Origin of the sequence: Bradyrhizobium sp. LA6.8 (assembly GCF_040547935.1) — a bacterium.
GTDB lineage: Bacteria > Pseudomonadota > Alphaproteobacteria > Rhizobiales > Xanthobacteraceae > Bradyrhizobium > Bradyrhizobium barranii.
Genome location: NZ_JBEPQQ010000004.1, coordinates 386,631 through 412,925 on the forward strand (window position 1 = coordinate 386,631; position 26,295 = coordinate 412,925).

The following is a 26,295-nucleotide window of genomic DNA, read 5'->3' on the forward strand; positions in this document are numbered from 1 at the left end:
CACGCCATGAATGTTTTGTCTTCCGTCGACACCCAAAAAGCCGAGGCAGCCGAGATCGTGGATGAACTCTGGTACAAGGACGCAATCATCTACCAGCTCCACGTCAAGGCGTTTGCCGACAGCAACCATGACGGCATCGGCGATTTCGCCGGACTGACCGAGAAGCTGCCCTATCTCCAGGAGCTCGGCGTCACCGCGCTGTGGCTGCTGCCGTTCTATCCATCGCCCGGGCGCGACGACGGCTACGACATCGCCGACTACGGCTCGGTCAATCCCGATTTCGGGACGATGAAGGACTTCAAGCGCTTCATCCAGGAAGCGCAGAAGCGCGGCCTGCGCGTCATCACCGAGCTCGTCGTCAATCACACCTCCGACCAGCACAAATGGTTCAAGCGCGCGCGCCGCAGCCATCCGGGCTCGAGCGCCCGCAACTGGTATGTCTGGAGCGACACCGACCAGAAATACCAGGGCACGCGGATCATCTTCACCGACACCGAGAAGTCGAACTGGACCTGGGACCACGAGGCCGGGGCGTTCTACTGGCACCGCTTCTTCTCGCACCAGCCGGACCTCAATTTCGACAATCCGCGCGTGGTCAGCGCCCTGATCCAGGTGATGAAGCGCTGGCTGGATGCCGGCGTCGACGGATTCCGCCTCGACGCCATCCCCTATCTCTGCGAACGCGACGGCACCAACAACGAGAACCTCCCCGAGACGCATGCGATCATCAAGCGCCTGCGCCAGGAACTGGACTCCTACTCCAAGGGCAAGCTGCTGCTGGCCGAGGCCAATCAATGGCCGGAGGACGTGCAGGAATATTTCGGCCGCGGCGACGAGTGCCACATGGCCTACCACTTCCCGCTGATGCCACGCATCTACATGGCGATCGCGCAGGAAGACCGCTTTCCGATCACCGACATCTTGCGCCAGACGCCGGACATTCCCGCAAGCTGCCAATGGGCGCTGTTCCTGCGCAACCATGACGAGCTGACGCTGGAGATGGTCACCGACGTCGAGCGCGACTATCTCTGGACCACCTACGCCAACGATCCCCGCGCCCGCATCAATGTCGGCATCCGCCGGCGGCTGGCGCCGCTGATGGACAATGACCGCCGCAAGATCGAGCTGATGAACTCGCTGCTGCTGTCCTTTCCCGGCACGCCGATCATCTATTACGGCGACGAGATCGGCATGGGCGACAACATCTATCTCGGCGACCGCAACGGCGTGCGCACCCCGATGCAGTGGAGCCCGGATCGCAATGGCGGCTTCTCCCGCTGCGATCCCGCCCGTCTCTACGCGCCGCTGATCATGGACCCCGTCTACGGCTACGAGTCGGTGAACGTGGAGGCGCAGTCGCGCAGCCTGTCCTCGCTGCTCAGCGCCACCAAACGCCTGATCTCGGTGCGCAAATCGACCCTCGCCTTCGGCCGCGGCACCATGACCTTCATCCGCCCGGCCAACCGCGCCGTGCTGGCCTATGTCCGGCAGTACAACGACGAGGTGATCCTGTGCGTCGCCAACCTCTCGCGCGCAGCCCAGGCGACCGAGCTCGATCTGTCGCCGTGGAAGGACCGCATTCCGCAGGAGATGCTCGGACGCACGCGTTTTCCGCCGATCGGCGAGGTGCCCTACATGATCACGCTGGGGCCTTACGGCTTCTACTGGTTCCAGCTCACCGAGCGCAACAAGTCCGAGCCGGTGACGCCGCGCGCGGTGCCTGAGTTCGAGACGCTGGTGGTGCCGGTCAATTCGACCTGGGTGTCGCTGGCGCGCGAGCGCGGCGTGTTCGAGCATGAGGTGCTGCCAGGCTTCCTGTCGCGCACGCGCTGGTATCCCGAGCAAGATCCCAAGCAGATCAAGCCGACGCTGACCTCGGCGGTTCCGTTCTGCGACATCGGCGACAACAGGCCCTGGATCGCGATCTTCGAAACCGCGCAACAGGATGCCACGGCGCGCTACGTGCTGGCGATGCAGATCGAATGGGTGCGCTTCGACCGCGAACGCTTCAACCCGAAGGCGCTCGCCGCCGTGCGTCAGGGCGCGCGCGAGGGTACGTTGCTCGACGTCGCGACCGAGCAGATCTTCATCGGCCTGTTCCTGCGCAATCTGTCGCAGAACCTGGTGGTGGAAGAGAACAATCTGCGCCTGGAGTTCAAGGCGACCAGCCGGTTCGCCGATTACATCATCAAGGAGCCCGAACGCATCCGCGCCATCGAGCAGTCGAACAGCACGGCGCTGGTCGACAACCAGTACGTCGCCAAGATTTATCGCCAGCTCGAAGGCGGCATCAATCCCGAGATCGAGATCGGCTCCTACCTCACTGACGTCGCGCACTTTGCCAATACGCCGGCGTTGCTCGGCAGTGTCGAGCTGGTCGAAGGCGATCGAAGCAGCGCGGTCGGCGTGCTGCACGCCTATGTCGAGAACCAGGGCGACGGCTGGACCGTCACCACGGGTTATCTCGACCGCTATATCGACGAGCAGCGGTTGGCGCCGATGAGCGAAGCGCCCCGAGAGACCCAGGAGCAGGCGCCTTATCTGCACTTCATGGCGCAGATCGGCCGGCGGCTCGCCGAGCTGCACGTGGCTCTCGCCGCCGCAAGGCCCGACGATCTCGCGCCGGAGCCGATCGACCCCGCGCAGGTCGAGCGCTGGGCATCCGAGCTCAAGGCACGGGCCGAGCGGATCTTCGAACGGCTGGCCGACAGCCGCGACGGCCTGCGCGAGACCGACCGGCCTCTGATCGACCAGCTCGTCGCGGTGCGCGCGACCCTGCCCGACCACCTCAATGCGCTCTTGCCATCCGACATCGTCGGGTTGAACATCCGTCATCATGGCGACTTCCGCCTCGGGCAAATCCTGATCGTGAAGGACGATATCTTCATCATCGATTTCGACGGCAATCCGCATCTCGCGCTGGCCGACAAGCGTCGCAAGGCACCGGCCGCACGCGACGTCGCCGGCCTGATCCGCTCGATTGAGCTTTCGGTTAACACCGCGCTCGGCCGCGCGCTGACGGGCGCATCCGACGAGCAGGACCGGCTCACGACCGCACTCGGCGAATGGCGCGAACGCGCCGCCGCGACATTCCTTAACGCTTACCGCGAAGCCATGACCGATCGCCGGCTGTGGCCGGAAGATCGGCAATCCGCGGAAGGCCTGTTAAGGTTTTTCCTGCTTGATCAAGCCTTCGACGAAGTAGAGTACGAGCTGTCCCACCGGCCTGAGGGGCTCCGCGCGCCGCTGACCGGACTGCTTCGCATTCTGTCCAATGAGAGCGAAGCCCATGCCTAAACTGCCAGCCGAGGCCTACGCGATCATCGAGGGCCGCCACTCCGACCCCTTCCATTATCTCGGGTTGCATCCCGAGGGCGGCAAGAGCGTGGTGCGCGCGTTCCTCCCCGATGCCACCAATGTCGAGGCGGTGGGCGAACATGGCGAGGTGGCGAAGCTCGATCGCGTCCACGCTTCGGGCCTGTTCATCGGCGCCTTGCCGAACGGCTCGAAGCGCTATCAGCTCCGCGCCAGGTTCGGCGACAACATCGTCGAGTTCGAGGACGCCTATCGCTTCCCGCCGATCCTGACCGATTTCGATCTCTATCTGCTCGGCGAAGGCACCCATCAGCGCCTCTACGACAAGCTCGGCGCGCATCCGATGCGGCTCGAAGGCATCGACGGCATCGGCTTCGTCGTGCTGGCGCCGAATGCGCGGCGGGTGTCCGTGGTCGGCGATTTCAATTTCTGGGACGCGCGGCGCCATCCGATGCGGGTACGTGGTGCCGGTTATTGGGAGCTGTTCATCCCGCACGCCAAGGGCGGCGACCACTACAAGTTCGATATCATCGGGCCGCACGGCCACCAGTTGCCGCTGAAGTCCGATCCCATGGCCTTTGCGAGCGAGGTGCGGCCGAAGACGGCTTCCATCGTGTTCGACGAGGCACATCTCGCGCGCCCGCGCCCGGCGCCGGATGGCATCAACGCGCTCTCGGCGCCGATGTCGATCTACGAGGTCCATCTCGGCTCCTGGCGGCGCAAGAACGGCGACGAATGGCTCACCTATCGCGAGCTGGCCGAGCAGCTGCCGGCCTATGCCCGCGACATGGGCTTTACCCATCTCGAATTCCTGCCGGTCAGCGAGCATCCGTTCGACGGCTCCTGGGGCTATCAGCCGACCGGCCTCTATGCGCCGACCAGCCGCTTCGGCGGGCCTGAGGATTTTGCCGCGCTGGTCGACGCCTGCCATCGCGAGAGCGTCGGCGTGCTGCTCGACTGGGTGCCCGGCCATTTCCCTGACGATCCGCACGGGCTCGGCAGCTTTGACGGCACCTCGCTCTACGAGCATGCCAATCCGCTCCAGGGCCGCCACCTCGACTGGGGCACGCTGATCTACAATTACGGCCGCACCGAAGTGACGAACTTCCTGGTGTCGAACGCGCTGTTCTGGCTCGAGCGTTACGCGATCGACGGCCTGCGCGTCGATGCGGTCGCCTCCATGCTCTATCTCGACTACAGCCGCCCGCCGGGCGCCTGGATTCCGAACCAGTATGGCGGCCGCGAGAACATCGAGGCGATCGCGTTCCTGCGCCGCTTCAACACCGAATTGTTCGCGCGCTTCCCGCAGGCGACCACGGCGGCCGAGGAATCCACCGCGTGGCCGCAGGTCTCGCGCCCGGTCGAATTCGGCGGGCTCGGCTTCGGCTACAAGTGGAACATGGGCTGGATGCACGACACGCTGAACTACATCAGCAAGGATCCGATCCACCGCAAGCATCATCACGGCGATATCCTGTTCGGCCTGCACTACGCTTTCTCGGAGAACTTCATCCTGCCGCTGTCACATGACGAGGTCGTGCACGGCAAACGTTCGATCCTCGGCCGCATGCCCGGCGACGAATGGCAGCGCTTTGCGAATTTGCGCGCCTATTACAGCTTCATGTTCGGCCATCCCGGCAAGAAGCTGCTGTTCATGGGCGCGGAGATCGCGCAAAGCCGCGAATGGAATCACGACCAGTCGCTCGACTGGCACCTGCTCGAATACAAGTACCATGCCGGCATCCAGGCGCTGATCCGCGACCTCAACCGGCTCTATCGCGCGGTGCCGGCGCTGCACCAGATGGATTGCGATCAGGCCGGCTTCGAATGGCTGATCACGAATGACGCCAACCGCAACGTATTCGCCTGGCTGCGCAAGGGTTTTGACGAGCACGCGCGGTGTCTCGTGGTCGTCAACTTCTCCCCGAACGTCTATCGCAACTATCGCGTCCCCGTGCCCTTCGCCGGCAAGTGGAAAGAGGTGTTCAATTCGGACTCCGCCCATTACGGCGGCACCAATGTCGGAAACATCGGCGAGGTTCATGCCGCTGGCAAGGCGCCCGAGCTTCGCCTCACCGTTCCGCCGCTCGCCGCGATCTTCCTCGTTCCGGAAAGCTGACCGATGCGCCTGACCGCTGGATCGCCCGCACGCCTCGGCGCAAGCTGGGACGGACGCGGCACCAATTTCGCGCTGTTCTCCGCCAATGCGCAGAAAGTCGAGCTGTGCCTGTTCGACACGCAAGGAAGGCGCGAACTCGAGCGTGTCGAGCTGCCCGAGCGGACCGAGGACGTCTGGCACGGCTATCTCAACGACATCTCGCCGGGCCAGCTCTACGGCTATCGCGTGCACGGCCCCTACGAGCCCGAGCACGGCCACCGCTTCAACGCCAACAAGCTGCTGCTCGACCCCTACGCCAAACGGCTCGCCGGGCGGCTGGTCTGGAGCGATGCCCATTTCGCCTATCGCACCGGCTCACCGCGCGAGGACCTCTCCTTCGACCGGCGCGACAACGCGCGCGGCATGCCCAAGGCGGTCGTCGTCGACGAGACCTTCAACTGGGGCCGTCGCGAGATCAGGCCGAACATCCCCTGGGAAGACACCATCATCTACGAGGCCCACGTCAAGGGCCTGACGCAGAAGCGCGACGACGTGCCGCCGAATTTGCGCGGCACCTATGGCGGCCTGTCGTCGCCGGCGATGATCGAGCATTTGAAAACGCTCGGCGTCACCACCGTCGAGCTGCTTCCGATCCACAGCTTCATCGACGACCGCATTCTGGTCGAGAAGAAGCTCGTCAACTACTGGGGCTACAACACGCTGTCCTTCTTTGCGCCCGAACCGCGCTACGCCCAGGACAATGCGCTCGATTCTTTCCGCACCACGGTCGCGCGCCTGCACGATGCCGGCATCGAGGTGATGCTCGACGTCGTCTATAACCACACGGCCGAAGGCAATCACCTCGGTCCGACCCTGTGCTACCGCGGCATCGACAATGCCTCCTATTACTGGCTGAACCGCGAGAACCCGCGCTATTACGACGACTTCACCGGCTGCGGCTCGTCGGTGAACCTCACCCATCCGCGCGTGCTCCAGATGGTGATGGATTCGCTGCGCTACTGGGTCGAGGTCTGCCATGTCGACGGCTTCCGCTTCGACCTCGCGACCACGCTCGCGCGCGGACCGAACGGCTATGATCGCGGCAGCTCGTTCCTGACGGCGATCCGGCAGGACCCGGTGCTGGCGGCGGTGAAGCTCGTCGCCGAACCCTGGGATCTCGGGCTCGGCGGCTACCAGGTCGGCGCATTCCCTTCCCAATGGTCGGAGTGGAACGATCGGTATCGCAGCGCCATGCGCCGCTACTGGAGCGGCGAAGGCAGCCTGATCGGCGACATCTCGAGCCGCATGACGGCCTCATCCGACCTGTTCAACCATGACGGACGGCGGCCGCGCGCCAGCATCAACCACATCACGGTGCATGACGGCTTCACCCTCGCCGACCTCTTCAGCTACAACGAGAAGCACAACGAGGCCAATGGCGAGGACAATCGCGACGGCTCCAGCGACAACCACAGCAACAATTGCGGTGTCGAGGGTCCGACCGACGATCCCGCGATTCTCGGGCTGCGGCGGCAGCTTCGCAAGAACGTGCTGGCCTGCCTGATGCTGGCGCAGGGCGTTCCGCTGATCCTGGCCGGCGACGAGGTCGGCAATTCGCAGTCCGGCAACAACAACGCCTATTGCCAGGACAACGAGGTCGGCTGGGTCGGCTGGGACAATCTCGGCAAGGACGGCGACGACATGGTCGATTTCGTCGCCGGGCTCGCGGAGATCCGCCGCCGCTTCTCGCAGCTTCGCAGCCATCGCTGGCTCGACGGCCGGCCCAAGGACGGCGTCTCCTACGGCGCGCTGTGGCTGACGCCCGCCGGCGACGAGATGACGGAGAACGACTGGAAATTTCCGGAAGGGCGGTTCCTCTCCTATGTGATGGGGCCGATGGAACCGGGGAGCGCCGCGATCTTTATCGTACTGAACGCCGCCCCCGAAGAGATCGCATTCAAATTGCCCAAAATGGCCGAGTACAAAAGCTGGCAGCAGATCCTGAACACCACCGATGCCAGACCGAACAGTGTTGATCTGCAGCCCGGAAGCGACAGCAAGGCGCCGCCGCGCTCCGTGCTCGCCTTCGCGGGGGCGCTATGAGACCATCCTTCGGGGCGAGGCCGACCAGGGACGGAGTGTCATTCCGGCTGTGGGCGCCCGGCGCTCGCCGAGTCGATCTCCTGCTCGACAGAAGGCACGCGATGCAACGCCGGCAGGATGGCTGGTATGTCGCCGAGATTGCCGGCCTGCCCGTCGGCAGTCCCTACCAGTTCAGGATCGACGACGAGATCGACGTGCCCGATCCCGCATCCGCCTTCCAGCCGGACGACGTTTTTGGCCCCAGCGAAGTCGTCGATCATGATGCCTTCGCGTGGCGCGCGCGCGATTGGCGCGGACGTCCCTGGGAAGAGACGGTGCTGATCGAGACCCATGTCGGCACCTTCACGCCTGAGGGCACCTACCGCGCCATGATCGACAAGCTCGATCATCTCGTTGCGACCGGGATCACCGCGCTGGAATTGATGCCGCTGGCCGATTTCGCCGGCCGCCGCGGCTGGGGCTATGACGGCGTGCTGTGGTACGCGCCCGACAGCGCCTATGGCCGGCCCGAGGACCTGAAGACACTGATCGACGAGGCGCATCTGCGCGGGCTGATGGTGTTCCTCGACGTCGTCTACAATCATTTCGGCCCCGAGGGGAATTATCTCGGCCGCTATGCGCCGGCCTTCTTCACCGATGCACATACGCCATGGGGCAGCGCGATCGATTATCGCGTGCCGCAGGTCCGGGCCTTCGCGGTCGAGAACGCGCTGTCCTGGCTCACCGACTACCGCTTCGACGGCCTGAGACTGGATGCCGCCAACCACATCATGGCGATCCCGGGCGAGCAGTCGATGTTGCAGGATCTCAGCGTCGGCGCCGGCGAGCTTGCCAAGGCCACCGGGCGGCACATCCATCTCGTGCTGGAGAACGGCGACAACCGCGCCAGCCTGCTCGATGCCGCGCAGGACCCGCCCAACGGCAAATATCGCGGACAGTGGAACGACGATTATCACCACGTCTGGCACGTGATGCTGACCGGCGAGCTCGCGGGCTATTACGCCGACTACCAGACGCCGCGCATGGATCTTGCGCGCGCGCTCGCCTCGGGCTTCGTCTACCAGGGCGAGATCTCGGAGTTCTGGGGCAAGAAGCCGCGCGGCGAGGCGAGCGGCGAGCTGCCGCCGGCGACCTTCGTCAACTTCCTGCAAAACCACGACCAGATCGGCAATCGCCCGCTGGGCGAGCGGCTCGAGAGCCTGGCATCGCCGCGGCAGATCGAAGCCGCACTCGCGGTGACCCTGCTCGCACCGATGGTGCCGATGCTGTTTCAGGGCGAGGAATGGGGCTCCACGGTGCCCTTCCCGTTCTTCTGCGATTTCCAGGATGGCCTTGCCGATGCCGTGCGCAAGGGTCGCAAGCAGGAATATGCCTGGGCCTACGAGAAATACGGCGAAGAGGTGCCAGACCCGCTCGATCCCAAAACGCTGCAATCGGCCGTGCTGGATTGGACCGGTCACACTCCGGAGCGGGATGCGCGGCTCGCGCTGGTGCGGGAGCTGCTCGCGCTCCGTCACAAGGAGATCGCACCGCGGCTGAAGGGTGCGAGGTTCGGCGATGCCGAGACGGCCGATAGCGGCCTGCTCACCGCGCATTGGCGCATGGGCGACGGCGCGAGGCTGCGCCTGATCGCCAATCTCTCGGACAAGGACATCGCACGTCCCAGCGACGCGACAGGCACGCCGATCTGGGGCTCTGTCAGCGGCGATCGGCTCCCACCCTGGTCGGTGATCTGGCATCTCGGAGGTTAGCATGCCTCCCGCCATTCCTCTTGCGACCTATCGGCTTCAGCTCACCGCGGATTTCGACTTCGACAAGGCCGCCGCGGTCGTGCCTTACCTCAAGGCACTCGGGATCACGCATCTCTACGCCTCGCCGGTGATGAAGGCGCGCAAGGGCTCGACCCACGGCTACGACACCGTCGACCACAGCCAGTTCAATCCCGAGCTCGGCGGCGAGGCCGCCTTTACCCGGCTAAGTGACGCCCTCACGCAGCACGACCTCGGCCTCATCATCGACTTCGTGCCGAACCATGTCGGCGTGCACTTTGCCGACAATCCCTGGTGGCTCGACGTGCTGGAATGGGGCCAGGCCTCGCCGCATGCGGTTTCCTTCGACATCGACTGGGATCAACTGGCCTATCGCGCCCGTGGCGGCGTGCTGCTGCCGATCCTCGGCTCGCCCTACGGCGAGGCGCTGGAGCGCAGCGACATCGAGCTGCGCTATGATGCCGATGAAGGCAGTTTTTCCGCCTGGTATTTCGAGCATCGCCTGCCGATCGCGCCGGAACGCTATGGCGAAATGCTGCGCGTGATCGTGAAGGAAGCCGACGCCGCCGAGACCGAGGCCGGCAAGCGCCTGCTCGCGCTCGCGGCCCGCTACACGGGGTTGCGTCGTCCCAACCGCAGAGAAGCGCCCGGCTTCAAGGCGGAGCTCAAGGAGATCGCAGGCAACGCCGACATCATCGAACGCGGCCTCGCCGCCTATCGTTCCGCCAAGGATCGTCCGGCGCAGACGCTGGCGCTGCATCATCTGCTGGAGCGCCAGCACTACAAGCTCGGGCACTGGCGGCTCGCCTCCAGCGACATCAACTATCGCCGCTTCTTCGACGTCAACGGGCTCGCGGGCCTGCGCGTCGAGGACGCGAGCACGTTCGCCGCCACGCACCGGCTGGTGAAGCAGCTCATTGCCGACGGCAAGCTACAAGGCATCCGCCTCGATCACATCGACGGCCTGCGCGATCCCGCACAATATTGCCAGCGGCTGCGCCGGCTGGTGCGCGACGCGCAAGGCAACACCAAGCCGTTCTATACCGTGATCGAAAAGATCCTGTGCGAGCACGAGCGCCTGCCGCGTTTTGCCGGCGTCCAGGGCACCACGGGCTATGAGTGGATGAATGTCATCACTCAGGTTCTGGTCGACGCGAAAGGGCTGGAGGCGCTGAACGAGACCTGGCGGCAGATCAGCAACCGCCCGCCGCGGCTGGCGCCTTACGTCAAGGATGCCAAGCGGCGCGTGCTGGAGACGCTGCTGACCAGCGAATTCACCGTGCTGACCCGCCTGCTCGCGCGCATCGCCAACGGGCATTACTCGACCCGCGACTTCTCCGCCGACAGCCTGCGGCAGGCGCTCGAATTGTACGTGCTGCATTTCCCGGTCTATCGCACCTATCTGACGCATAGCGGCCCGAACGCGCTCGACCGCAAGCTGATCGACGACACCATCGAACGCGCCCGCGCGGAGTGGTTCGCCGCGGATGAAGGCATCTTCGACTTCCTGCGCGATGCGCTGACCATGGACCTGCTCAAGCCCGGCCGTCCCCCGCACAGCGCCCCGCGGGTGCGCCGCTTCGCGCTGAAGGTGCAGCAGTTCACGGGACCGATGATGGCGAAGTCGCTGGAGGACACCGCGTTCTATCAATTCCACCGGCTGCTCGCCCTGAACGAGGTCGGCGGCGACCCCGCGAGCAATGGCCTCACGATACCTGCCTTCCATGAGGCCATGCGCGCGCGTGCCAACGAATGGCCGCAAGGAATGACGGCGACCGCGACCCACGACACCAAGCGCGGCGAGGATGCCCGCGCGCGCATCGCGGCGCTCAGCGAGATTCCCGGCGAATGGACCAGCGCGGTGGCACGCTGGAAGGTGCTGAACGCGCCGCACCTCGCGCTCGACGGCAATCTGCGCGCGCCGTCGGCGACGTTCGAATACATGCTCTACCAGACCCTGCTCGGCGCCTGGTCGCTTGGGGAGACAGCCGATGCCGGCTTTGTCGAGCGCATCCAGGCCTATGCGCTCAAGGCCGCACGCGAGGGCAAGGAGGAGACCAGCTGGCTCAACCCGCACGAGGCCTATGAGACCGGCGTCGCGAGCTTCATCGCCAAGATCCTCGATCCAGCGCAATCCAGCGAGTTCCTGGAGGCGCTGCAGACCCTGGCACGCCGCGTCGCGCTGCTCGGCGCCTTGAATTCGCTGAGCCAGCTCACGCTCAAGGCGACGCTGCCCGGCGTCCCGGACTTCTACCAGGGCACCGAATACTGGGACCTGTCGCTGGTCGATCCCGACAACCGCCGCCCGGTGGACTTTGCCGCGCGGCAGACGGCGCTGACGTCACTGGATGCGCCGGACTGGCGCGGGCTGATCAAGACCTGGCCGAACGGCCAGCTCAAGCTGGCCTGGACGCGGCACCTGCTCAAACTGCGCAACGAACTCGCCGATGTGTTCGCGCAGGGCGAGTATCAGCCGCTGCAGGTCCGGGGCGCGCACGCAGACCACGTCATTGCCTTTGTCCGCCGACACGGCCGCACGGCTGCGATCGTCGTGGTCGGGCGCCAGTTTGCGCCGTTCACGCAAGAGGGCCGGCAATGGCCCGCGTTCGAGGGCGTTGACGCGACGATCGACATCACCGGCTACACCGGGCCAGGCCTTGCCGGCATTGAATTGCCGCTCGCGCAAGCCTTCCGGGATATTCCCGCTGCGGTCATCGAAGCACGCGCCGCCAGCACGGCGAGACCCAGGCAACAGCGCGCTCGTAGCTGACGGCTACTTGCCCCCGTCCTTGGTCAGCAGCAGCTGCCCGCGCTTGCGGATGGTCGCCTGCGCCATCTCAGCGAAGCGCTGCAACAGCCACGGCAGCACAACCTCAACCTTGACGTGATCGTCGGCGACATCGACCTGGCCGCTCGCGATCTGCCCGAGCGCGCGGATGCGAAAATTCATGCTGTCGCCGTTCCAGCGCTCCTCCTCGACCTGCATCACGGGAATGCTGGCTGCGGCGCGGCCGAGCCCGGTCTTGAGCCGGCGCACGGCTTCCTCGCGGCCGAGACGATGCGGAATGGAGACGACAAGCGGTGCTGACATGGCGCTAGCCCTGTGGTGACTGATCCTCACATAGTCATGCCGCCTGGACTGGCAAAGGTTCCATGCAAGTTGGCCCCGTTCGCCGTGTTTCATCGTCGGAACTATAAAACCTGCGGCAAGTTGCCCTCGCACCACGGGACAGGTGCAAACGACCCTTTCAACAAAGGGCTGGAGGAGACTAGCATGTCTATCGGTACGATCATTCTGATCATTTTGGTCATCGCGCTGCTCGGCGGCTTCAGCGGTATCGGCGGCGGCCCGTTCTACGGCACCGGCTATTACGGTGGCGGCGGCCTCGGGCTCGTCATCGTCATCCTGCTGATCCTGCTGTTGCTCGGACGGATCTAGCGGCGGCTTCGTAGGGTGGGCAAAGGCGCAACGCGCCGTGCCCACCTCTTCGCCGCAATAAGAAAGATGGTGGGCACGCTTCCGCCTTCGCTCTTCGAGCTACGGCGGACAAGCCGCTTTATCTACCCTACTTCGTTTTCGCCGCGAGCTTCTTCGCCGCCGCCTTGATCGATGTGGCCGCCTCGTCATAGCCATCCCAGGCTTTCGAGCGCGCCAGCAGACCCGGCACAGTCCGCACCGTGTACCGCTTCGGATCGAGATCGCCCTTCACCTGCGCCCACGTCACGGGCATCGACACGGTCGCGCCATCGCGCGCACGGGGCGACAGCGGCGCCACCGCCGTCGACAGGCGGTCATTCCGCAAATAATCCAGGAAGATCTTTCCGTTGCGCAGCTTCTTGGACATGTTGAGCAGATAGCGCTCGGGATCGTCGTCGGCCATCCACTGGCAAACGCCCTGCGCGAACGCCTTGGCCTCCTTCCAGCTCACCTTGTCGCGCGCGCCATGGAGCAGCGGCACCACCACGTGCAGGCCCTTGCCGCCGGTGGTCTTGCAAAAGCTCTCCATGCCGACGTCGGTAAGGCGCTGCCGCATCTCCTTGGCGGCGTCCACGACATCGGGAAATTTGACGTCCGGCGCGGGATCGAGATCGAACACCAGCCGGCCCGGCGTATCGTAGGCGTTCGGGGCGCAATTCCAGGGATGCAGCTCGACGCCGCCGATCTGCGCGACCGCGGCGAGCCCCTCGACGCGATCGATCTGCAGGTACGGCTTGCGATCGCCCGAGACTTTCGCGAGCTCCAGCAGGTTCGACGTGCCCTGCATGGCATGCCGCTGGAAAAATTTTTCTCCGCCGATGCCGTCAGGCGCGCGCACGATCGAACAGGGGCGACCCTTGATATGCTCGATCATCCAGGCTCCGACGGCCTCGAAATAGTGCGCGAGATCGAGCTTCGTCACGCCCTCGCCGTCGCCGCCATCCGGCCACAGCTCCTTGTCCGGCTTCGAGATGACGACACCCATCACCTCGGCCGTACCGGCATCCTTCCGCTTGCCTGCCTTCGGCACGGCACGCTTCCTGGCCGAGGGCTTTGCGAGTTCGGTATCGGCGGGTGTTTCCGCCTCGACCTCCTCGGCCGGCTTGTCCTGCCGCAGGCCCTTGAAGGCGGCCTGGCGGATATTGCCGTCGGCGGTGAACCCGGCGAACTCGATCTCGGCGACGAGCTCCGGCTTCAGCCAGTGTACGTCGCGCGTCTTTTTCGGTGCGTTCTTGCCGCCGAAGGGGCTTTGCCTGGCCTCCATGGCCTTCAAGGACGGCATGATGCGCTTGACCGTGTCCGCGCCGAAGCCGGTGCCGACCATGCCGACGAAGGCAAGATGATCGCCGCGGTGCACGCCGGCCATCAGCGAGCGGAATTTGCCGTTGGTGGTCTTCCAGCCGCCGATCACGACCTCATGGCCGGCGCGGCATTTGGCCTTGGTCCAGCTTTCCGTTCGCCCCGACCGGTAAGGCGCATCGAGCTTCTTCGACACCACACCTTCGAGCTCGAGCTTGCAGGCCGATTGCAGCACGGCATCGCCGCTGCTCTCGAAATGCTCGACATAGCGGATTTGGCCCGATTTCTTCTTGCCTGCGTCCAGGAGTTGCCTGAGGCGGTCCTTGCGCTCGCCGAGTGGCAGACGCCGGCAATCGAGCCCCTCGGCGAACAGGAGGTCGAAGGCAAAGAAGATCAGGTCCTCGGTCTTGCCGTCCGACAGCGCGGCCTGGAGCGAGGAGAAATTCGGCGCGCCGTTGTGATCGAGCGCGACGATCTCGCCGTCAATCATGGCGTCGGGAAGCTCTCCCGCCTCCTTCGCGATGGCTGCGAACTTGTCGGTCCAGTCGAGGCCCTTGCGCGTCTTCAGCGTCGCCTCGCCGTCCTCGACGCGGAGCTGGACGCGATAGCCGTCGAACTTGATCTCGTGGCACCAGCCATCGGCCGCCGGCGGCCGCTCGACCGGGGTACAGAGCTGCGGCGCGACGAAGTCCGGCATCTCCGCGACTTTCTTCGCGTTTGTCGCGGTCGTCGCTTTCGTCTTTGCGCCCGTCCCGCGCTTCAACGCCGCGCCGGGCGCCGGCCTGACGGTGCGCCCTTTCGGCTCCTCGGCACGATTGGACTGCCAGACCGCATCGGCCTTGGCCTTGGCACCCTTCGCCAGCATGAACGGCTTTGGCGCGCGACCCTTGCCATCAGCGATCTCTGCCATCGCGCGGCCGGAGGCCACCGACTTGTCCTCGCCGAGAATGTCGTCGCTCTCGCTGGCATATTCGTCGCGATGCTTGATCAGGAGCCAGTTGGTGCGCTTGCCGCCGGTGCGGTCATGCCTCATCCGCACCAGCACCCAGCTTCCATGCAGCTTGTCGCCGTGGAGCGTGAACTTGAGGTCACCCTTCTGGAAGCCGCGCTCGGGATCCTCGGACTCCCAGGTGCCGCGGTCCCAGAGCATGACCGTGCCGCCGCCATACTGCCCTTCCGGAATCGTGCCTTCGAAATCGCCATAGTCGAGCGGATGGTCCTCGACTTCGACCGCGAGCCGCTTGTCATGCGGATCGAGCGAGGGTCCCTTGGTCACCGCCCACGACTTGAACACGCCGTCGAACTCGAGCCGCAGATCATAGTGCAGCCGCGTCGCATCGTGCTTCTGGATCACGAAGCGCCGCTGCGCCGATGGCGCCACTGCCATCTTGCCCGACGGCTCCGGTGTCTTCTCGAAATCGCGTTTCTGTCGGTAGGTGGAGAGTTTTCGCAGCACGACCGGTCCCGCATTCTCTTTCGGCGTTGAAGCCTATCACGGCAGAAGTCCCACCCGGAACCAAAACCCGATGGGGCTGTTGGGGTTCCAAAATGCCTTGAAACGCTGGAGAACGGAATGGCCCCGCGCGCCTATTGGAAGGGAACGTTAAAGCTCTCGCTGGTCAGTTGCCCGGTCGCGCTTTATCCGGCGACCACCGCGGCCGAGAAGACGCGGTTTCACATGATCAACCGCGAGACCGGAAACCGGCTCAAGCAGCAGATGGTGGACTCCGAGACCGGTGACGTGGTCGAGAGCGACCGGAAGGGACGCGGCTACGAGCTGCGCAAGGGCAAATATGTCGAGATCGAGCCGGAGGAGCTCGCGGCCGTCCAGATCGAAAGCAACCACACCATCGACATCGAGAGTTTCGTGCCGAGCGACGAGATCGACCAGCGCTATCTCAATCACCCTTATTATATCGCGCCCGACGGCAAGGCTGCGGTCGATGCTTTTGCCGTGATCCGCGACGCCATGAAGGACCAGGACCGCGTGGCGCTCGCCAAGATCGTGCTCACCAACCGCGAGCACATCATCGCGATCGAACCGCTCGGCAAGGGCCTGCTCGGCACCACGTTGCGCTTCCCCTACGAGCTGCGCGACGAGGACCAGTTCTTCGACGACATCAAGAGCCCCAAGATCACCAAGGACATGGTCGAGCTCGCCGGCCACATCCTGCATACCAAGGCCGCACATTTCGACCCGAGCAAGTTCAAGGACGAGTACGAGGCCGCGCTGAAGGCGCTGGTGAAGCGCAAGGCCAGCGGCAAGACAATCGAGCTGCCGGAACCCGAGGAGCGGCCGAGCAACGTTGTCAGCCTGATGGACGCGCTGAAGCAGAGCTTGAAGGGACGCGGCGGGAAGAAGACGGCGGCCAAACCCAGCGCACGCCGCGCGACGGGAAAGCAAAGAGCGACGAGGAAGACCCAGCGGTCGACGGCCCGGCACAGGAAGGCGGGCTGATTGCCTCCGTCATTGCGAGCGCAGCGAAGCAATCCAGGATCTTTCCGCGGAAGGACTCTGGATTGCTTCGCTGCGCTCGCAATGACGATGTGGATGCAGGCTCGCGCCACAACATCTGCCGTCATGCCCGGGCTTGTCCCGGGCATCCACGTTCTTCGTGCCGCACGTCAAGGCGTGGATGGCCGGGTCAAGCCCGGCCATGACGGGTCGTTTGAAGTCGACAACTAATCCCCCGCCTTCAGCCGGTACCCGATCCCGGTCTCCGTCAGCACATATTGCGGACGCTCCGGATCGGCTTCGATCTTCTGGCGGAGCTGGCGGACATAGACGCGCAGATACTGTGCGTCGGTGAGCTCGTCCCAGAGCTCCTTGAGCAGGAAACGATGGGTCAGCACCTTGCCGGCGTGCTGCACCAGCACGCGCAAGAGATCGTACTCCTTCGGTGACAGCTTTATCTCGCGCTCGCCGACCTTGACGATGCGACGCACGAGATCAACCGAGAGATCGCCGGTGCGGAACACCGGACGCTCGCCCTTGACCTGGAGCTGGTGCCGCAGCGCCGCACGCAGGCGCGCCAACAGCTCGTCCATGCCGAACGGCTTTGTCAGGTAATCGTCGGCGCCGAGATCGAGCGCCTGCACCTTGCCGGCCTCGTCGCCGCGGCTCGACAGCACCACGATCGGCACGCCCTCGTTGCGGCCGCGGATGGTGCGCAGCAATTCGTGGCCCTGGATGTCCGGCAGGCCGAGATCGAGAATGATCAGCGCGGGTTCTTCCGCGAGCTTCTCGAGCGCGGTCTTGCCGTTCGACGCTTCCAGGATCTCGTAGCCTTGCGTCGAGAGCCCCATCCGCAGCAATTTTCGGATTGGCGGCTCGTCGTCGATGACCAGAACCTTGATCGGGGCGGCGCTCATGCGGCGGTATCCAATGCGTGGGTCCGTGCCGGAACGGGCAGCCGGATGGTGAGGATCGCGCCGCTGCGGTCGCCGCGGTTGGCGGCCGAAATCGTGCCCTGCATCGCCTCGACGAAGCCGCGCGAGATGGCGAGCCCCAGCCCGGTGCCGGGACGGACATGGTCACCCTTCTGCACGCGATAGAACTTGTCGAACACGCTCTCGAGCTCGTCAGGCGGAATGCCGCCACCCTGGTCGGCGATCTCTAGCACAACATGATTCCCCTCGCGCCGGCTGCGGATCGAGATCGTTGTATCGGGCAACGAATATTTCGCCGCATTGTCGAGTAGATTGAACAACACTTGCTCGAACAGCACGGCATCGAGCTGAAGCATCGGCAGATCGGCGGCCAGCACCAGTTCCACTTTGTGCGCCGTCAATATCTTGCTCGCACGCCGCAGCGCGCTGCCGACGATCTCGCCGAGATCGTGCAGTGCCGCGTTGGGCACGATGGCGCCGGATTCGAGCTTTGTCATGTCGAGCAGATTGGCGATGAAGCGGTTGAGCCGCTCGGACTCGTCGATCACGGTGGCGAGCAGATCGCGCTTCTCGGTGTCGGACAAGGCACCGGCGAGATCGCGCATGGTCGAGGCCGCGCCAAGCACGGAGGCCAGCGGCGTCTTGAGATCGTGCGAGATCGAGGTCAGCAGCGCAGAGCGCAACCGCTCGGATTCGACGGTGCGCTTGACGCGATCCACGTCCTCGACCAGCAGCACGCGCTCGATTGCCAGTGCGCCCTGGTCGACGAGTGCATCGAGCAGCCGGCGCTGGTCGGGGGTCAGCAGCGGACCGGTGCGATCATTGTCGATACCGATGACGCCGATCGGACCACGCCCGGTGCGCATCGGCAGGAACAGCCGTTTGGCACCTGGCAGCGTGTCCGAGCCGCGACCGGCGGGACGATCGTTGCTCCAGGCCCAATTGGCGGCGGCGAGATCGGCCTGGTCGATCTGGTCCTCGGGCGGATAGCCGGACTTCACCGTGAGCAGCCCTTCCTCCGGCAGCAGCAGGACCACGCGAACCTTCAGCATCAGCGCAGTTTGATAGGCAGTCGCCCAGAGCACATCGTCGAGCGTACCGGTGCCCGTGAGCTTGCGGCTGAACGCATAGAGCTGCTCGGTCGTGCGGATGCGGCCGAGCGCGGTGTCCGCCTGCGTGCGCACCCGCCCGGCGACGTTCGACACCACGAACGCGATCAACATGAAAAAGAAGAACGCTGCGACATTGGTCGGGTCGGTAATCGTGAAAGTGTAGACCGGCGGCAGGAAGAAGAAGTTGTACGCCAGCGACGCCGCGACGCTCGCAAGAAGCGACGGCCACAACCCGTAGCGAACAGCCACGGCGACAACCGCGGTCAGGAACATCAGGTCGACGTTTTCGATACCGAAATACGGCTTGATGGCCACCGCTGCGGCAAGGCCGAGTGCGGTGATCCCGAGCGCCTTCAAATAGGGACGAGCATCAAACGCCTCTGCCCGTGCCGCCGTCTGAACCGCCGTCTTCGGCGCCGGCTCGGCCGCGAGCTCATCGCCGGGAATGACGTGAACGCTGATATTGCCGGAACTGCGCACGAGATCATGCACGACGGAGCCGCGCGTCAGTTCGAACCACCGCGAGCGCGTCGATTTCCCGATCACGATCTGGGTGACGTTGTTGCCTTGCGCGAAGTTGATGACGTCGTCGGCGATGCGGCGGCCGACAGCGGGAATGGTCAGCGCTTCACCGCCGAGCGATTCGGCAAGCCGCAGCGTATCGGCGAGACGATCGCGTTCCTCGTCCGAAAGCTGGAGCGACCGCCGGGTCTCGATCGAGATCGCGGTGAATTGCGCATGCAGCCGGTCGGCCAGCCGTTTGGTGTAGCGGACGAGCCCGGCCGCGCGCGGATCCTCGCTGATGCAGACGAGGATACGCTCGCCCGCGGCCCAAGGGCCGGCGATGGCATTCGCCTGCATGTGATTGAGAAGCTGCTCGTCGACCCGCTCGGCCGTACGCCGCAGCGCCAGCTCGCGCAGCGCGGTCAGATTGCCCGGCGAGAAATAGTGCTCCAGCGCCCGCTCGGCCTGCTTGGGCACATAGACCTTGCCCTCCCGCAGCCGCTGGATCAGATCGTCGGGCGTGAGGTCGATCAGCTCGATCGCATCGGCGCGGTCGAAGACCGAGTCCGGCACGGTCTCGCGCACCCGCACATGGGTGATCTGGGCGACGACGTCGTTCAGGCTCTCGATATGCTGGATGTTGACGGCGGTGTAGACGTCGATGCCGTGGGACAGCAGCTCCTCGACGTCGAGATAGCGCTTGGGATGGCGGCTGCCGGCGGCATTGGTATGAGCGAGCTCGTCAACCAGCGCGATCCGAGGGCGGCGCTCGATCACGGCATCGAGGTCCATCTCCTCGACGCTCTGGCCGCGGTAATCGAACCTCTTGCGCGGCACAACCTCGAGCCCGCGCACCAGCGCCTCGGTCTCGGCGCGGCCATGGGTCTCGACAAAGCCGACCACCACATCGATACCCGCCTTGCGCCTGGCATGGGCGCTTTGCAGCATCTCGTAGGTCTTGCCGACGCCGGGGGCGGCGCCGACGAAGATCTTCAGCTTGCCGCTCGCGCTCTCCTCCCGGCGCGCGGCTTCAAGCAGCGCCTCAGGGGACGGACGTTGTTCGGGATCGCGGCGCTCTCGGACCATCAGGCCAATATAATCATCCGCCCGCCCCCAGCCTAGACCGCTACTTCGCGGTGGCGCGATCGAGCGCGAGGTTCAGTGCCAGAACGTTAACCCGCGGTTCGCCAATCAGGCCGAGCAAACGGCCCTGGGTGTTGGAGGCCACGAGCTGCTTGACCTGATCGTCCGGCAGATTCCGCGCCTTCGCCACCCGCGGCACCTGAAATTCAGCCGCTTCCGGCGAGATGTCCGGGTCGAGGCCGCTGGCCGAGGTGGTGACCAGGTCGACCGGCACGGCGGCGTTCGGATTTTCAGCTTTCAACTTATCCACATCCTCCTTGAGCCGGTCGGCCAGCGCCTTGCTGGTCGGGCCAAGGTTGGAGCCGCCCGAGTTGGCCGCGTTGTAGGGCGCCGACACCGTCTTGGTCGAATCATTCGGGTCCGGCGCCAAAGTCGCCGAGAGGCGGCCGTGGAAATATTTGTCCTCCTTGAACTCCTGCCCGATCAGGGCGGAGCCGATCACCTTGCCGTCCCGCTCGATCAGGCTGCCCTGCGCCTGCGAGGGGAAGATCGCACCGGCAATAGCGGTCATTGCGAGCGGATAGGCCAGGCCGGTGATGGCGGTGAGCACCAGCAGCAGGACGATGGCGGGGCGAATTTCTCTGAGCATGTTAGGTCTCCAAATCTTTCGTCATTGCGCGGGGCGCGGTGCGCCCCGCGACGACGATCAAGCCAGATGCAAGGCGGTGACGACGAGGTCGATCGCCTTGATGCCGATGAAGGGAATCACGATGCCGCCGAGGCCGTAGATCAGGAGGTTGCGCCTCAGCAATGCGCCGGCACCGACCGCGCGATAGGCCACGCCCTTCAGCGCCAGCGGGATCAGCGCGATGATGACCAGCGCGTTGAAGATAATCGCCGACAGGATGGCGCTCTGCGGGCTCGACAGGTTCATGACGTTGAGCACGTTGAGCTGCGGGTAGAACGCCAGGAACATCGCCGGGATGATCGCAAAATACTTTGCGACGTCGTTGGCGATCGAGAACGTCGTCAGCGCACCGCGTGTCATCAGCAGCTGCTTGCCGATCTCGACCACCTCGATCAGCTTGGTCGGGTTGGAATCGAGGTCGACCATGTTGCCAGCCTCGCGGGCGGCCTGGGTGCCGGTGTTCATGGCGACGCCGACGTCGGCCTGGGCAAGCGCCGGCGCGTCGTTGGTGCCGTCGCCGCACATGGCGACCAGCTTGCCCTTGGCCTGCTCGTCGCGGATCAGCTTCAGCTTGTCCTCGGGCGTTGCCTGCGCGAGGAAATCATCGACACCCGCCTCCGCCGCGATCGCAGCGGCCGTCATCGGGTTGTCGCCCGTGATCATGATGGTGCGGATGCCCATGCGGCGCAGTTCTGCGAAGCGCTCGCGGATGCCGCCCTTGACGATGTCCTTGAGCTGGATGACGCCGAGCAGCTTGCCGTCCTTGGCGACCGCAAGCGGCGTTCCGCCTGCTTTCGAGATCTCGTCGGCAATGGTCTGGACTTCACGGCCGGCGTCGGAAAGCACCGCAGGCTGGATGGCGCGCGCGGTGTTGCCGGAAGCAACGGCCAACGGCGCACCGCCGCCGACATAGTTGAGCATGGCATCGACCGCGCCCTTGCGTACCGACGAGCCGCCGGCATCGACACCGCTCATGCGGGTTTGTGCCGTGAACGGAATGAAGGTGGCGCCAAGCTCGGCCATGTCCCGGCTGCGAATGGAATACTTCTCCTTCGCCAGCACGACGATCGAGCGGCCTTCCGGGGTCTCGTCGGCGAGCGAGGCGAGCTGCGCTGCGTCCGCGAGCTCCTGCTCGGTGACGCCGCGCACAGGACGGAATGCGGTCGCCTGGCGGTTGCCGAGCGTGATCGTACCGGTCTTGTCGAGCAGCAGCGTGTCGACGTCACCGGCAGCCTCGACAGCGCGGCCGGACATCGCCAGCACGTTGAAGCGGACCAGGCGGTCCATGCCGGCGATACCGATCGCCGATAGCAGCGCGCCGATCGTGGTCGGGATCAGCGTCACGAACAGTGCGACCAGCACGACCACCGAGATCGAGCCGCCGGCATAAGCCGCATAGCTCGGAATGGTGACGGTGGCGAACACGAAGATGATGGTGAGGCCGGCGAGCAGGATGTTGAGCGCGATCTCGTTCGGCGTCTTCTGCCGCTCGGCGCCCTCGACCAGCTTGATCATGCGGTCGATGAAGGTCGAGCCTTGCGCAGCCGTAATGCGGACGCGGATCCAGTCGGACTGCACCTGCGTGCCGCCGGTCACCGCCGACCGGTCACCGCCGGACTCGCGGATCACGGGCGCGGACTCGCCAGTGATGGCGGCTTCGTTGACGGAAGCGACGCCTTCGATCACCTCGCCGTCGGAGGGGATGACGTCACCGGCCTCGACCAGCACGATATCGCCGACCTTCAGGCTGGTGCCCGGCACCAGCGTGAAGACCTGGCCCGCGCCGCTCAGCAGCTTGGCCTGGCTCTCGGTGCGGGTCTTGCGCAACGATTCGGCCTGTGCCTTGCCGCGGCCTTCGGCCACCGCTTCGGCGAAATTGGCGAACAGCACCGTGAACCAGAGCCAGAGGATGATCTGGAAGGTGAAGCCGAGATTCTCGCCGCCGGCGACGAGGTCGCGCAGGAAGATCACCGTGGTGAGCGCGGCCACGATCTCGACCACGAACATCACGGGGTTCTTGATCATCAGCCGCGGGTCGAGCTTGGTGAAGGACGCGCTGATCGCGGGCAGAACGATCTTGGGATCGAGCATTGCCGACATCGGGGCACGTTTTTGCAGTTTCATCGTATCCATGGAGGTCACTCCAAACAATCAGAAGACGTTGCCGGCGTTCATCGCGAGTTGCTCGACGATCGGGCCGAGCGCGAGTGCCGGGAAGAAGGTCAGGCCGCCGATGATCAGGATCACGCCCACGACGAGGCCGACGAACAGCCCGCCCGTGGTCGGGAACGTGCCCGCCGACGGCGGGATCGACTTCTTGGCGGCCAGCGAGCCGGCAATCGCCATCGCCGGAACGATCATGAAGAACCGGCCGACGAACATCGCGGATGCGAGCGTGAGGTTGTAGAACAACGTGTTGCCGGTGAGGCCCGCGAAGGCCGAGCCGTTGTTGCCGGTCGCCGAGGTGAAGGCGTAGAGCACCTCGGTGAAGCCATGCGGGCCGGCATTCGCCATGGAGGCGACCGCCGCCGGATAGACCACGCCGACCGCGGTCCAGCCGAGATACATCAGCGGCAGCACCAGGATCGCGAGCATCGCCATCTTGACTTCGCGCGCCTCGATCTTCTTGCCGACATATTCCGGTGTGCGGCCGACCATCAGGCCGGCGACGAAGATCGCGAGCACGACGAACAGCAGCATGCCATAGAGGCCGGCGCCGACGCCGCCGATGATGACTTCGCCGAGCTGCATGTTGATCAGCGGGATCATGCCGCCGAGCGCGGTGAAGCTGTCATGCATGGCGTTGACCGCGCCGCAGGAGGCGGCCGTGGTCACCACGGCGAACAGCGAGGATGCGACGATGCCGAAGCGGACTTCCTTGCCCTCCATGTTGCCGCCGGTGAGGCCGAGCGCATGCATCATCGAGGTGCCGTTGGCTTCCGCCCAGTAGGTGATGGAGACACCGGCGATGAACAGCACGCCCATCACCGCGAAGATCGCCCAGCCCTGGCGCTGGTTGCCGACCATGCGGCCGAACACATTGGTCATGGCCGCGCCGATCAGGAAGATCGAGAGCATCTGAACGAGATTCGACAGCGCGGTCGGGTTCTCGAAGGGATGGGCGGCGTTGGCGTTGAAGAAGCCGCCGCCATTGGTGCCGAGCATCTTGATCGCGACCTGCGAGGCCACCGGGCCGACCGCGATGGTCTGCTTGGCGCCTTCGAGCGTCGTGGCCTCGACGTAAGCACCGAGCGTCTGCGGGATGCCCTGCCAGACCAGGAACAGCGTGTAGACGACACAGATCGGCAGCAGCACGTAAAGTGTCGTGCGGGTGACGTCGACCCAGAAATTGCCGACCGTGCGCATCGAGGCGCGCGAGAATCCGCGGATCATGGCCACCGCGAGCGCGATGCCGGTCGCCGCCGACAGGAAATTCTGGTGCGTCAGGCCGAGCATCTGCACGAGATAGGATACCGTGCTCTCGCCGCCGTAATTCTGCCAGTTGGTGTTGGTGATGAAGGAAATCGCGGTGTTGAAGGAGAGATCCTGGGCGACCGCGCCCTGCCCGGCCGGGTTGAACGGCAACACCGCCTGAAGCCGCATCACGCCGTAGATGATGAGGAAGCCGCCGACATGGAACAGCAGCATCGAGACCGTGTAGGTCAGCCAATGCTGCTCGCGCCTCTCCTCGACGCCGGAAAACCAGTAGATGCCGGCCTCGATCGGCCGCAGCACCGGCGACAGGAACGTCCGCTCGCCGTTGAACACAGCCGTCATGTACCCGCCGAGCGGTTTTGTCAGCGCGACGATAATCGCGCAAAAGAGAATGATCTGGAGCCAACCGATCATAGTCATGGCATCAACCCTTTAGGACATTTGTCCTGCGCAGGAGCGGCAGGATCAGGGCAAGCAGGCACGCGACGAGCGCGGCGTCCGCGAGCAGCAATTCGAGAAGCAGCAGCACAGGTCAGAACCGCTCGGGCCGCAGCAGCGCGTAAGTGAGGTAGAACAGGAGACCGAGCGAGACGACGGCGGCGAGCGAATAATCGAAGGTCATGGTCCGCTCCCTCACAGCCGTTCGCAGGCGTAGGTGTAGCCGATCGCGAGCGCGAAGAAGCCAAAGCCCAGCGCCAGCATCAGAATGTCCATCATGGGAATGCTCCTCGTTGCGGCTTTATGTCGGACGCAACCGTTTCTCAGGCGTCCGGCGAGCGCGTGGAACGAAGGAAATGCAAAGCATTTCCACGGCACCAGCCGGGACTTTTGACCGTGTTGAAGTGCCACCACCGGCATAGGTTTTCGAGATGAGGCCTATGGCGAAGTTATATGAATTCCATAAATGCCGGCGCGTCGTGGCTGTCCGCCATGTGGCACCGACACTGTATTCCGGGCGGTCGTTCCGAGCAGGCAGCGCAGCGACACAAGCCACCGTTGCTTTCACTACCGCTGTTAAGGCAGGCCATGGCCTGGGTCTTTTCAAAAAGCCCTGCTTCTATAAGCCTCGACCTTCGGCGGCGACGGCGGCCGGGGATCTGTCGCTCTTATCCGGAAGATTCCGTGCACTTATGAAATCCTTATATCTCCCGTCCCGTCCCCATCTCGTTTTCAAATGCGCTTCCAGCCATCTTGGAGAGGCCGGCCGACTGACCGACGCCAATTCCAGGAGGCCTGACATGACCGCCGTTCTCCGACGCCTTGCCCCACCTTCCCTCAACCAGCAGCTTCGCGCGGCACCGGCAATGACGCGTCCGCTGATGCTCGACATCATCGATCAGGCCTGCCGGCGCTTCCCGTCGCGCGGGCGGAGCGAGCGCAGTGCGCGCATCATGCGCCTGGTCGATGCCGAGGCCTGGACCGACGCCGCGCTGGCGCTGATCGAGCTCGAGCTGCCGCTGTGGCAGGTCCGCCGCATCGCCTATGACGAGGGCGAGTGGCATTGCGCGCTGTCGCGCGAGCGCGAATTGCCGGACTGGCTCGACGCCGCTGTCGAAGCCCGGCATGCCGATCTCGCACTGGCCTTGCTGTCGGCCTTCATCGAAGTACAGGCATTGGCCGTGGAGGTATCGCGGCCGAGCGTTCCCACCGTGCGCCCCGCCCCGGACCCGCTCTATCAGCCGGTCGCTTGCGAGAATTTCAGCTAGGCCAAGCGGAGGTTCGCGCCTTGCCGCAATCTTCAGACATGTCGCGGGGCCTCAGCCCGACGCGGTTGATCGCGCGCTTTGCCGTCCGCATCGCACTGCTCGTCGCCTTTGCAGCCTTCGGCAGCGTCGGCTTTGCACGCAGCCTCTCCGCCCTGCTCTGGATGTCGATCATCCTGTGCGCCCTCGCCGGCCTCGTCAGGCGCGAGCCGCTGTTCGGTGCCGTCCTCAATCATTGGGACGAGGGCGTTGCCTTCGGCGCGCTGTTCGCGCTGGTTCAGGTCGTCAACGAGCTGGCCTGAACATCGGGCTTTATGA

Annotated in this window: 18 protein-coding genes; 9 read left to right on the forward strand and 9 right to left on the reverse strand. The window is 64.8% G+C overall.

The window, feature by feature from the left end:
* Nucleotides 1–6: 6 nt before the first annotated feature.
* From treS to treY, 5 genes are read left to right on the forward strand one after another with little or no spacing between them, the layout of a single operon-like run.
* Nucleotides 7–3,297 (forward strand): maltose alpha-D-glucosyltransferase, encoded by a 3,291-nt coding sequence (gene treS / locus ABIA90_RS22020; protein WP_354119404.1) that lies wholly within the window; start codon nt 7–9, stop codon nt 3,295–3,297.
* The gene (gene glgB, locus ABIA90_RS22025; protein ID WP_354119403.1) at nt 3,290–5,434 is read left to right on the forward strand and encodes a 1,4-alpha-glucan branching protein GlgB; all 2,145 of its coding nucleotides are present in this window, start codon (nt 3,290–3,292) and stop codon (nt 5,432–5,434) included. The genes treS and glgB overlap by 8 nt, the downstream gene beginning before the upstream one ends.
* Before the next feature lie 3 nt (nt 5,435–5,437).
* Nucleotides 5,438–7,516 (forward strand): glycogen debranching protein GlgX, encoded by a 2,079-nt coding sequence (gene glgX / locus ABIA90_RS22030; RefSeq protein ID WP_354119402.1) that lies wholly within the window; start codon nt 5,438–5,440, stop codon nt 7,514–7,516.
* Nucleotides 7,513–9,267, forward strand: a complete 1,755-nt coding sequence (gene treZ, locus ABIA90_RS22035; protein WP_354119401.1) for a malto-oligosyltrehalose trehalohydrolase — start codon at nt 7,513–7,515, stop codon at nt 9,265–9,267. The genes glgX and treZ overlap by 4 nt, the downstream gene beginning before the upstream one ends.
* Before the next feature lies 1 nt (nt 9,268).
* Nucleotides 9,269–12,055, forward strand: a complete 2,787-nt coding sequence (gene treY, locus ABIA90_RS22040) for a malto-oligosyltrehalose synthase (protein ID WP_354119400.1) — start codon at nt 9,269–9,271, stop codon at nt 12,053–12,055.
* 3 nt (nt 12,056–12,058) lie between these two features.
* Here the strand turns inward: treY and ABIA90_RS22045 are convergent, their stop codons facing one another.
* Entirely contained in the window at nt 12,059–12,376 is a 318-nt protein-coding gene (locus ABIA90_RS22045) for a polyhydroxyalkanoic acid system family protein (protein ID WP_085405235.1), read from the reverse strand.
* A gap of 183 nt (nt 12,377–12,559) precedes the next feature.
* Here ABIA90_RS22045 and ABIA90_RS22050 point away from each other — a divergent pair, with 183 nt between their 5' ends.
* Nucleotides 12,560–12,724, forward strand: a complete 165-nt coding sequence (locus ABIA90_RS22050; protein WP_007595743.1) for a DUF3309 family protein — start codon at nt 12,560–12,562, stop codon at nt 12,722–12,724.
* A 127-nt stretch (nt 12,725–12,851) separates the two neighbouring features.
* Here the strand turns inward: ABIA90_RS22050 and ligD are convergent, their stop codons facing one another.
* Nucleotides 12,852–15,518: a DNA ligase D gene (gene ligD / locus ABIA90_RS22055; RefSeq protein WP_354119399.1), complete on the reverse strand. Its 2,667-nt coding sequence runs from the start codon at nt 15,516–15,518 to the stop codon at nt 12,852–12,854.
* Nucleotides 15,519–15,635: 117 nt separating this feature from the next.
* Between ligD and ku the strand changes: the two genes are divergently transcribed.
* On the forward strand, nt 15,636–16,520 hold the full coding sequence (ku, locus tag ABIA90_RS22060; RefSeq protein ID WP_354119398.1) for a non-homologous end joining protein Ku: 885 nt from the start codon (nt 15,636–15,638) through the stop codon (nt 16,518–16,520).
* A gap of 224 nt (nt 16,521–16,744) precedes the next feature.
* On the opposite strand, the gene ABIA90_RS22065 is transcribed toward ku, so the two are convergent.
* From ABIA90_RS22065 to ABIA90_RS22095, 7 genes are all read right to left on the reverse strand, one after another.
* Complete coding sequence (locus tag ABIA90_RS22065) at nt 16,745–17,434, reverse strand: response regulator (protein ID WP_028147071.1); 690 nt, start codon at nt 17,432–17,434, stop codon at nt 16,745–16,747.
* Nucleotides 17,431–20,154 carry a DUF4118 domain-containing protein gene (locus tag ABIA90_RS22070; protein WP_085405238.1) on the reverse strand — a complete coding sequence of 908 codons (2,724 nt, stop codon included), beginning with the start codon at nt 20,152–20,154 and terminating at the stop codon, nt 17,431–17,433. The genes ABIA90_RS22065 and ABIA90_RS22070 overlap by 4 nt, the downstream gene beginning before the upstream one ends.
* 40 nt (nt 20,155–20,194) lie before the next feature.
* Nucleotides 20,195–20,800 carry a K(+)-transporting ATPase subunit C gene (locus tag ABIA90_RS22075; RefSeq protein ID WP_063981392.1) on the reverse strand — a complete coding sequence of 202 codons (606 nt, stop codon included), beginning with the start codon at nt 20,798–20,800 and terminating at the stop codon, nt 20,195–20,197.
* Between the two features lie 57 nt (nt 20,801–20,857).
* Complete coding sequence (kdpB, locus tag ABIA90_RS22080; RefSeq protein WP_354119397.1) at nt 20,858–22,972, reverse strand: potassium-transporting ATPase subunit KdpB; 2,115 nt, start codon at nt 22,970–22,972, stop codon at nt 20,858–20,860.
* Nucleotides 22,973–22,990: 18 nt separating this feature from the next.
* The gene (gene kdpA, locus ABIA90_RS22085) at nt 22,991–24,694 is read right to left on the reverse strand and encodes a potassium-transporting ATPase subunit KdpA (protein ID WP_166344027.1); all 1,704 of its coding nucleotides are present in this window, start codon (nt 24,692–24,694) and stop codon (nt 22,991–22,993) included.
* A gap of 112 nt (nt 24,695–24,806) precedes the next feature.
* Entirely contained in the window at nt 24,807–24,896 is a 90-nt protein-coding gene (locus ABIA90_RS22090; protein ID WP_041953522.1) for a K(+)-transporting ATPase subunit F, read from the reverse strand.
* A gap of 11 nt (nt 24,897–24,907) precedes the next feature.
* Nucleotides 24,908–25,132 (reverse strand): hypothetical protein, encoded by a 225-nt coding sequence (locus ABIA90_RS22095; RefSeq protein ID WP_085965673.1) that lies wholly within the window; start codon nt 25,130–25,132, stop codon nt 24,908–24,910.
* 380 nt (nt 25,133–25,512) lie between these two features.
* Between ABIA90_RS22095 and ABIA90_RS22100 the strand changes: the two genes are divergently transcribed.
* Together ABIA90_RS22100 and ABIA90_RS22105 are read left to right on the forward strand one after the other, a co-directional pair.
* Nucleotides 25,513–25,980, forward strand: a complete 468-nt coding sequence (locus ABIA90_RS22100; protein WP_282522945.1) for a hypothetical protein — start codon at nt 25,513–25,515, stop codon at nt 25,978–25,980.
* Between the two features lie 20 nt (nt 25,981–26,000).
* Nucleotides 26,001–26,279, forward strand: a complete 279-nt coding sequence (locus tag ABIA90_RS22105) for a hypothetical protein (protein WP_081369150.1) — start codon at nt 26,001–26,003, stop codon at nt 26,277–26,279.
* The last annotated feature ends 16 nt before the right edge of the window (nt 26,280–26,295 follow it).

Bases quoted from the DNA above. Each gene is read 5' to 3' on its own strand.
- glgX (WP_354119402.1), top strand. From the start codon at position 5,438: ATGCGCCTGACCGCTGGATCGCCCGCACGCCTCGGCGCAAGCTGGGAC.
- ABIA90_RS22050 (WP_007595743.1), top strand. From the start codon at position 12,560: ATGTCTATCGGTACGATCATTCTGATCATTTTGGTCATCGCGCTGCTC.
- ABIA90_RS22095 (WP_085965673.1), bottom strand. From the start codon at position 25,132: ATGCCGGTGGTGGCACTTCAACACGGTCAAAAGTCCCGGCTGGTGCCG.
- ABIA90_RS22100 (WP_282522945.1), top strand. From the start codon at position 25,513: ATGACCGCCGTTCTCCGACGCCTTGCCCCACCTTCCCTCAACCAGCAG.
- treZ (WP_354119401.1), top strand. From the start codon at position 7,513: ATGAGACCATCCTTCGGGGCGAGGCCGACCAGGGACGGAGTGTCATTC.
- ABIA90_RS22075 (WP_063981392.1), bottom strand. From the start codon at position 20,800: ATGCTCAGAGAAATTCGCCCCGCCATCGTCCTGCTGCTGGTGCTCACC.
- ABIA90_RS22090 (WP_041953522.1), bottom strand. From the start codon at position 24,896: ATGACCTTCGATTATTCGCTCGCCGCCGTCGTCTCGCTCGGTCTCCTG.
- ku (WP_354119398.1), top strand. From the start codon at position 15,636: ATGGCCCCGCGCGCCTATTGGAAGGGAACGTTAAAGCTCTCGCTGGTC.
- glgB (WP_354119403.1), top strand. From the start codon at position 3,290: ATGCCTAAACTGCCAGCCGAGGCCTACGCGATCATCGAGGGCCGCCAC.
- kdpA (WP_166344027.1), bottom strand. From the start codon at position 24,694: ATGACTATGATCGGTTGGCTCCAGATCATTCTCTTTTGCGCGATTATC.
- treS (WP_354119404.1), top strand. From the start codon at position 7: ATGAATGTTTTGTCTTCCGTCGACACCCAAAAAGCCGAGGCAGCCGAG.
- ABIA90_RS22065 (WP_028147071.1), bottom strand. From the start codon at position 17,434: ATGAGCGCCGCCCCGATCAAGGTTCTGGTCATCGACGACGAGCCGCCA.
- ABIA90_RS22070 (WP_085405238.1), bottom strand. From the start codon at position 20,154: ATGGTCCGAGAGCGCCGCGATCCCGAACAACGTCCGTCCCCTGAGGCG.
- treY (WP_354119400.1), top strand. From the start codon at position 9,269: ATGCCTCCCGCCATTCCTCTTGCGACCTATCGGCTTCAGCTCACCGCG.
- kdpB (WP_354119397.1), bottom strand. From the start codon at position 22,972: ATGGATACGATGAAACTGCAAAAACGTGCCCCGATGTCGGCAATGCTC.
- ABIA90_RS22045 (WP_085405235.1), bottom strand. From the start codon at position 12,376: ATGTCAGCACCGCTTGTCGTCTCCATTCCGCATCGTCTCGGCCGCGAG.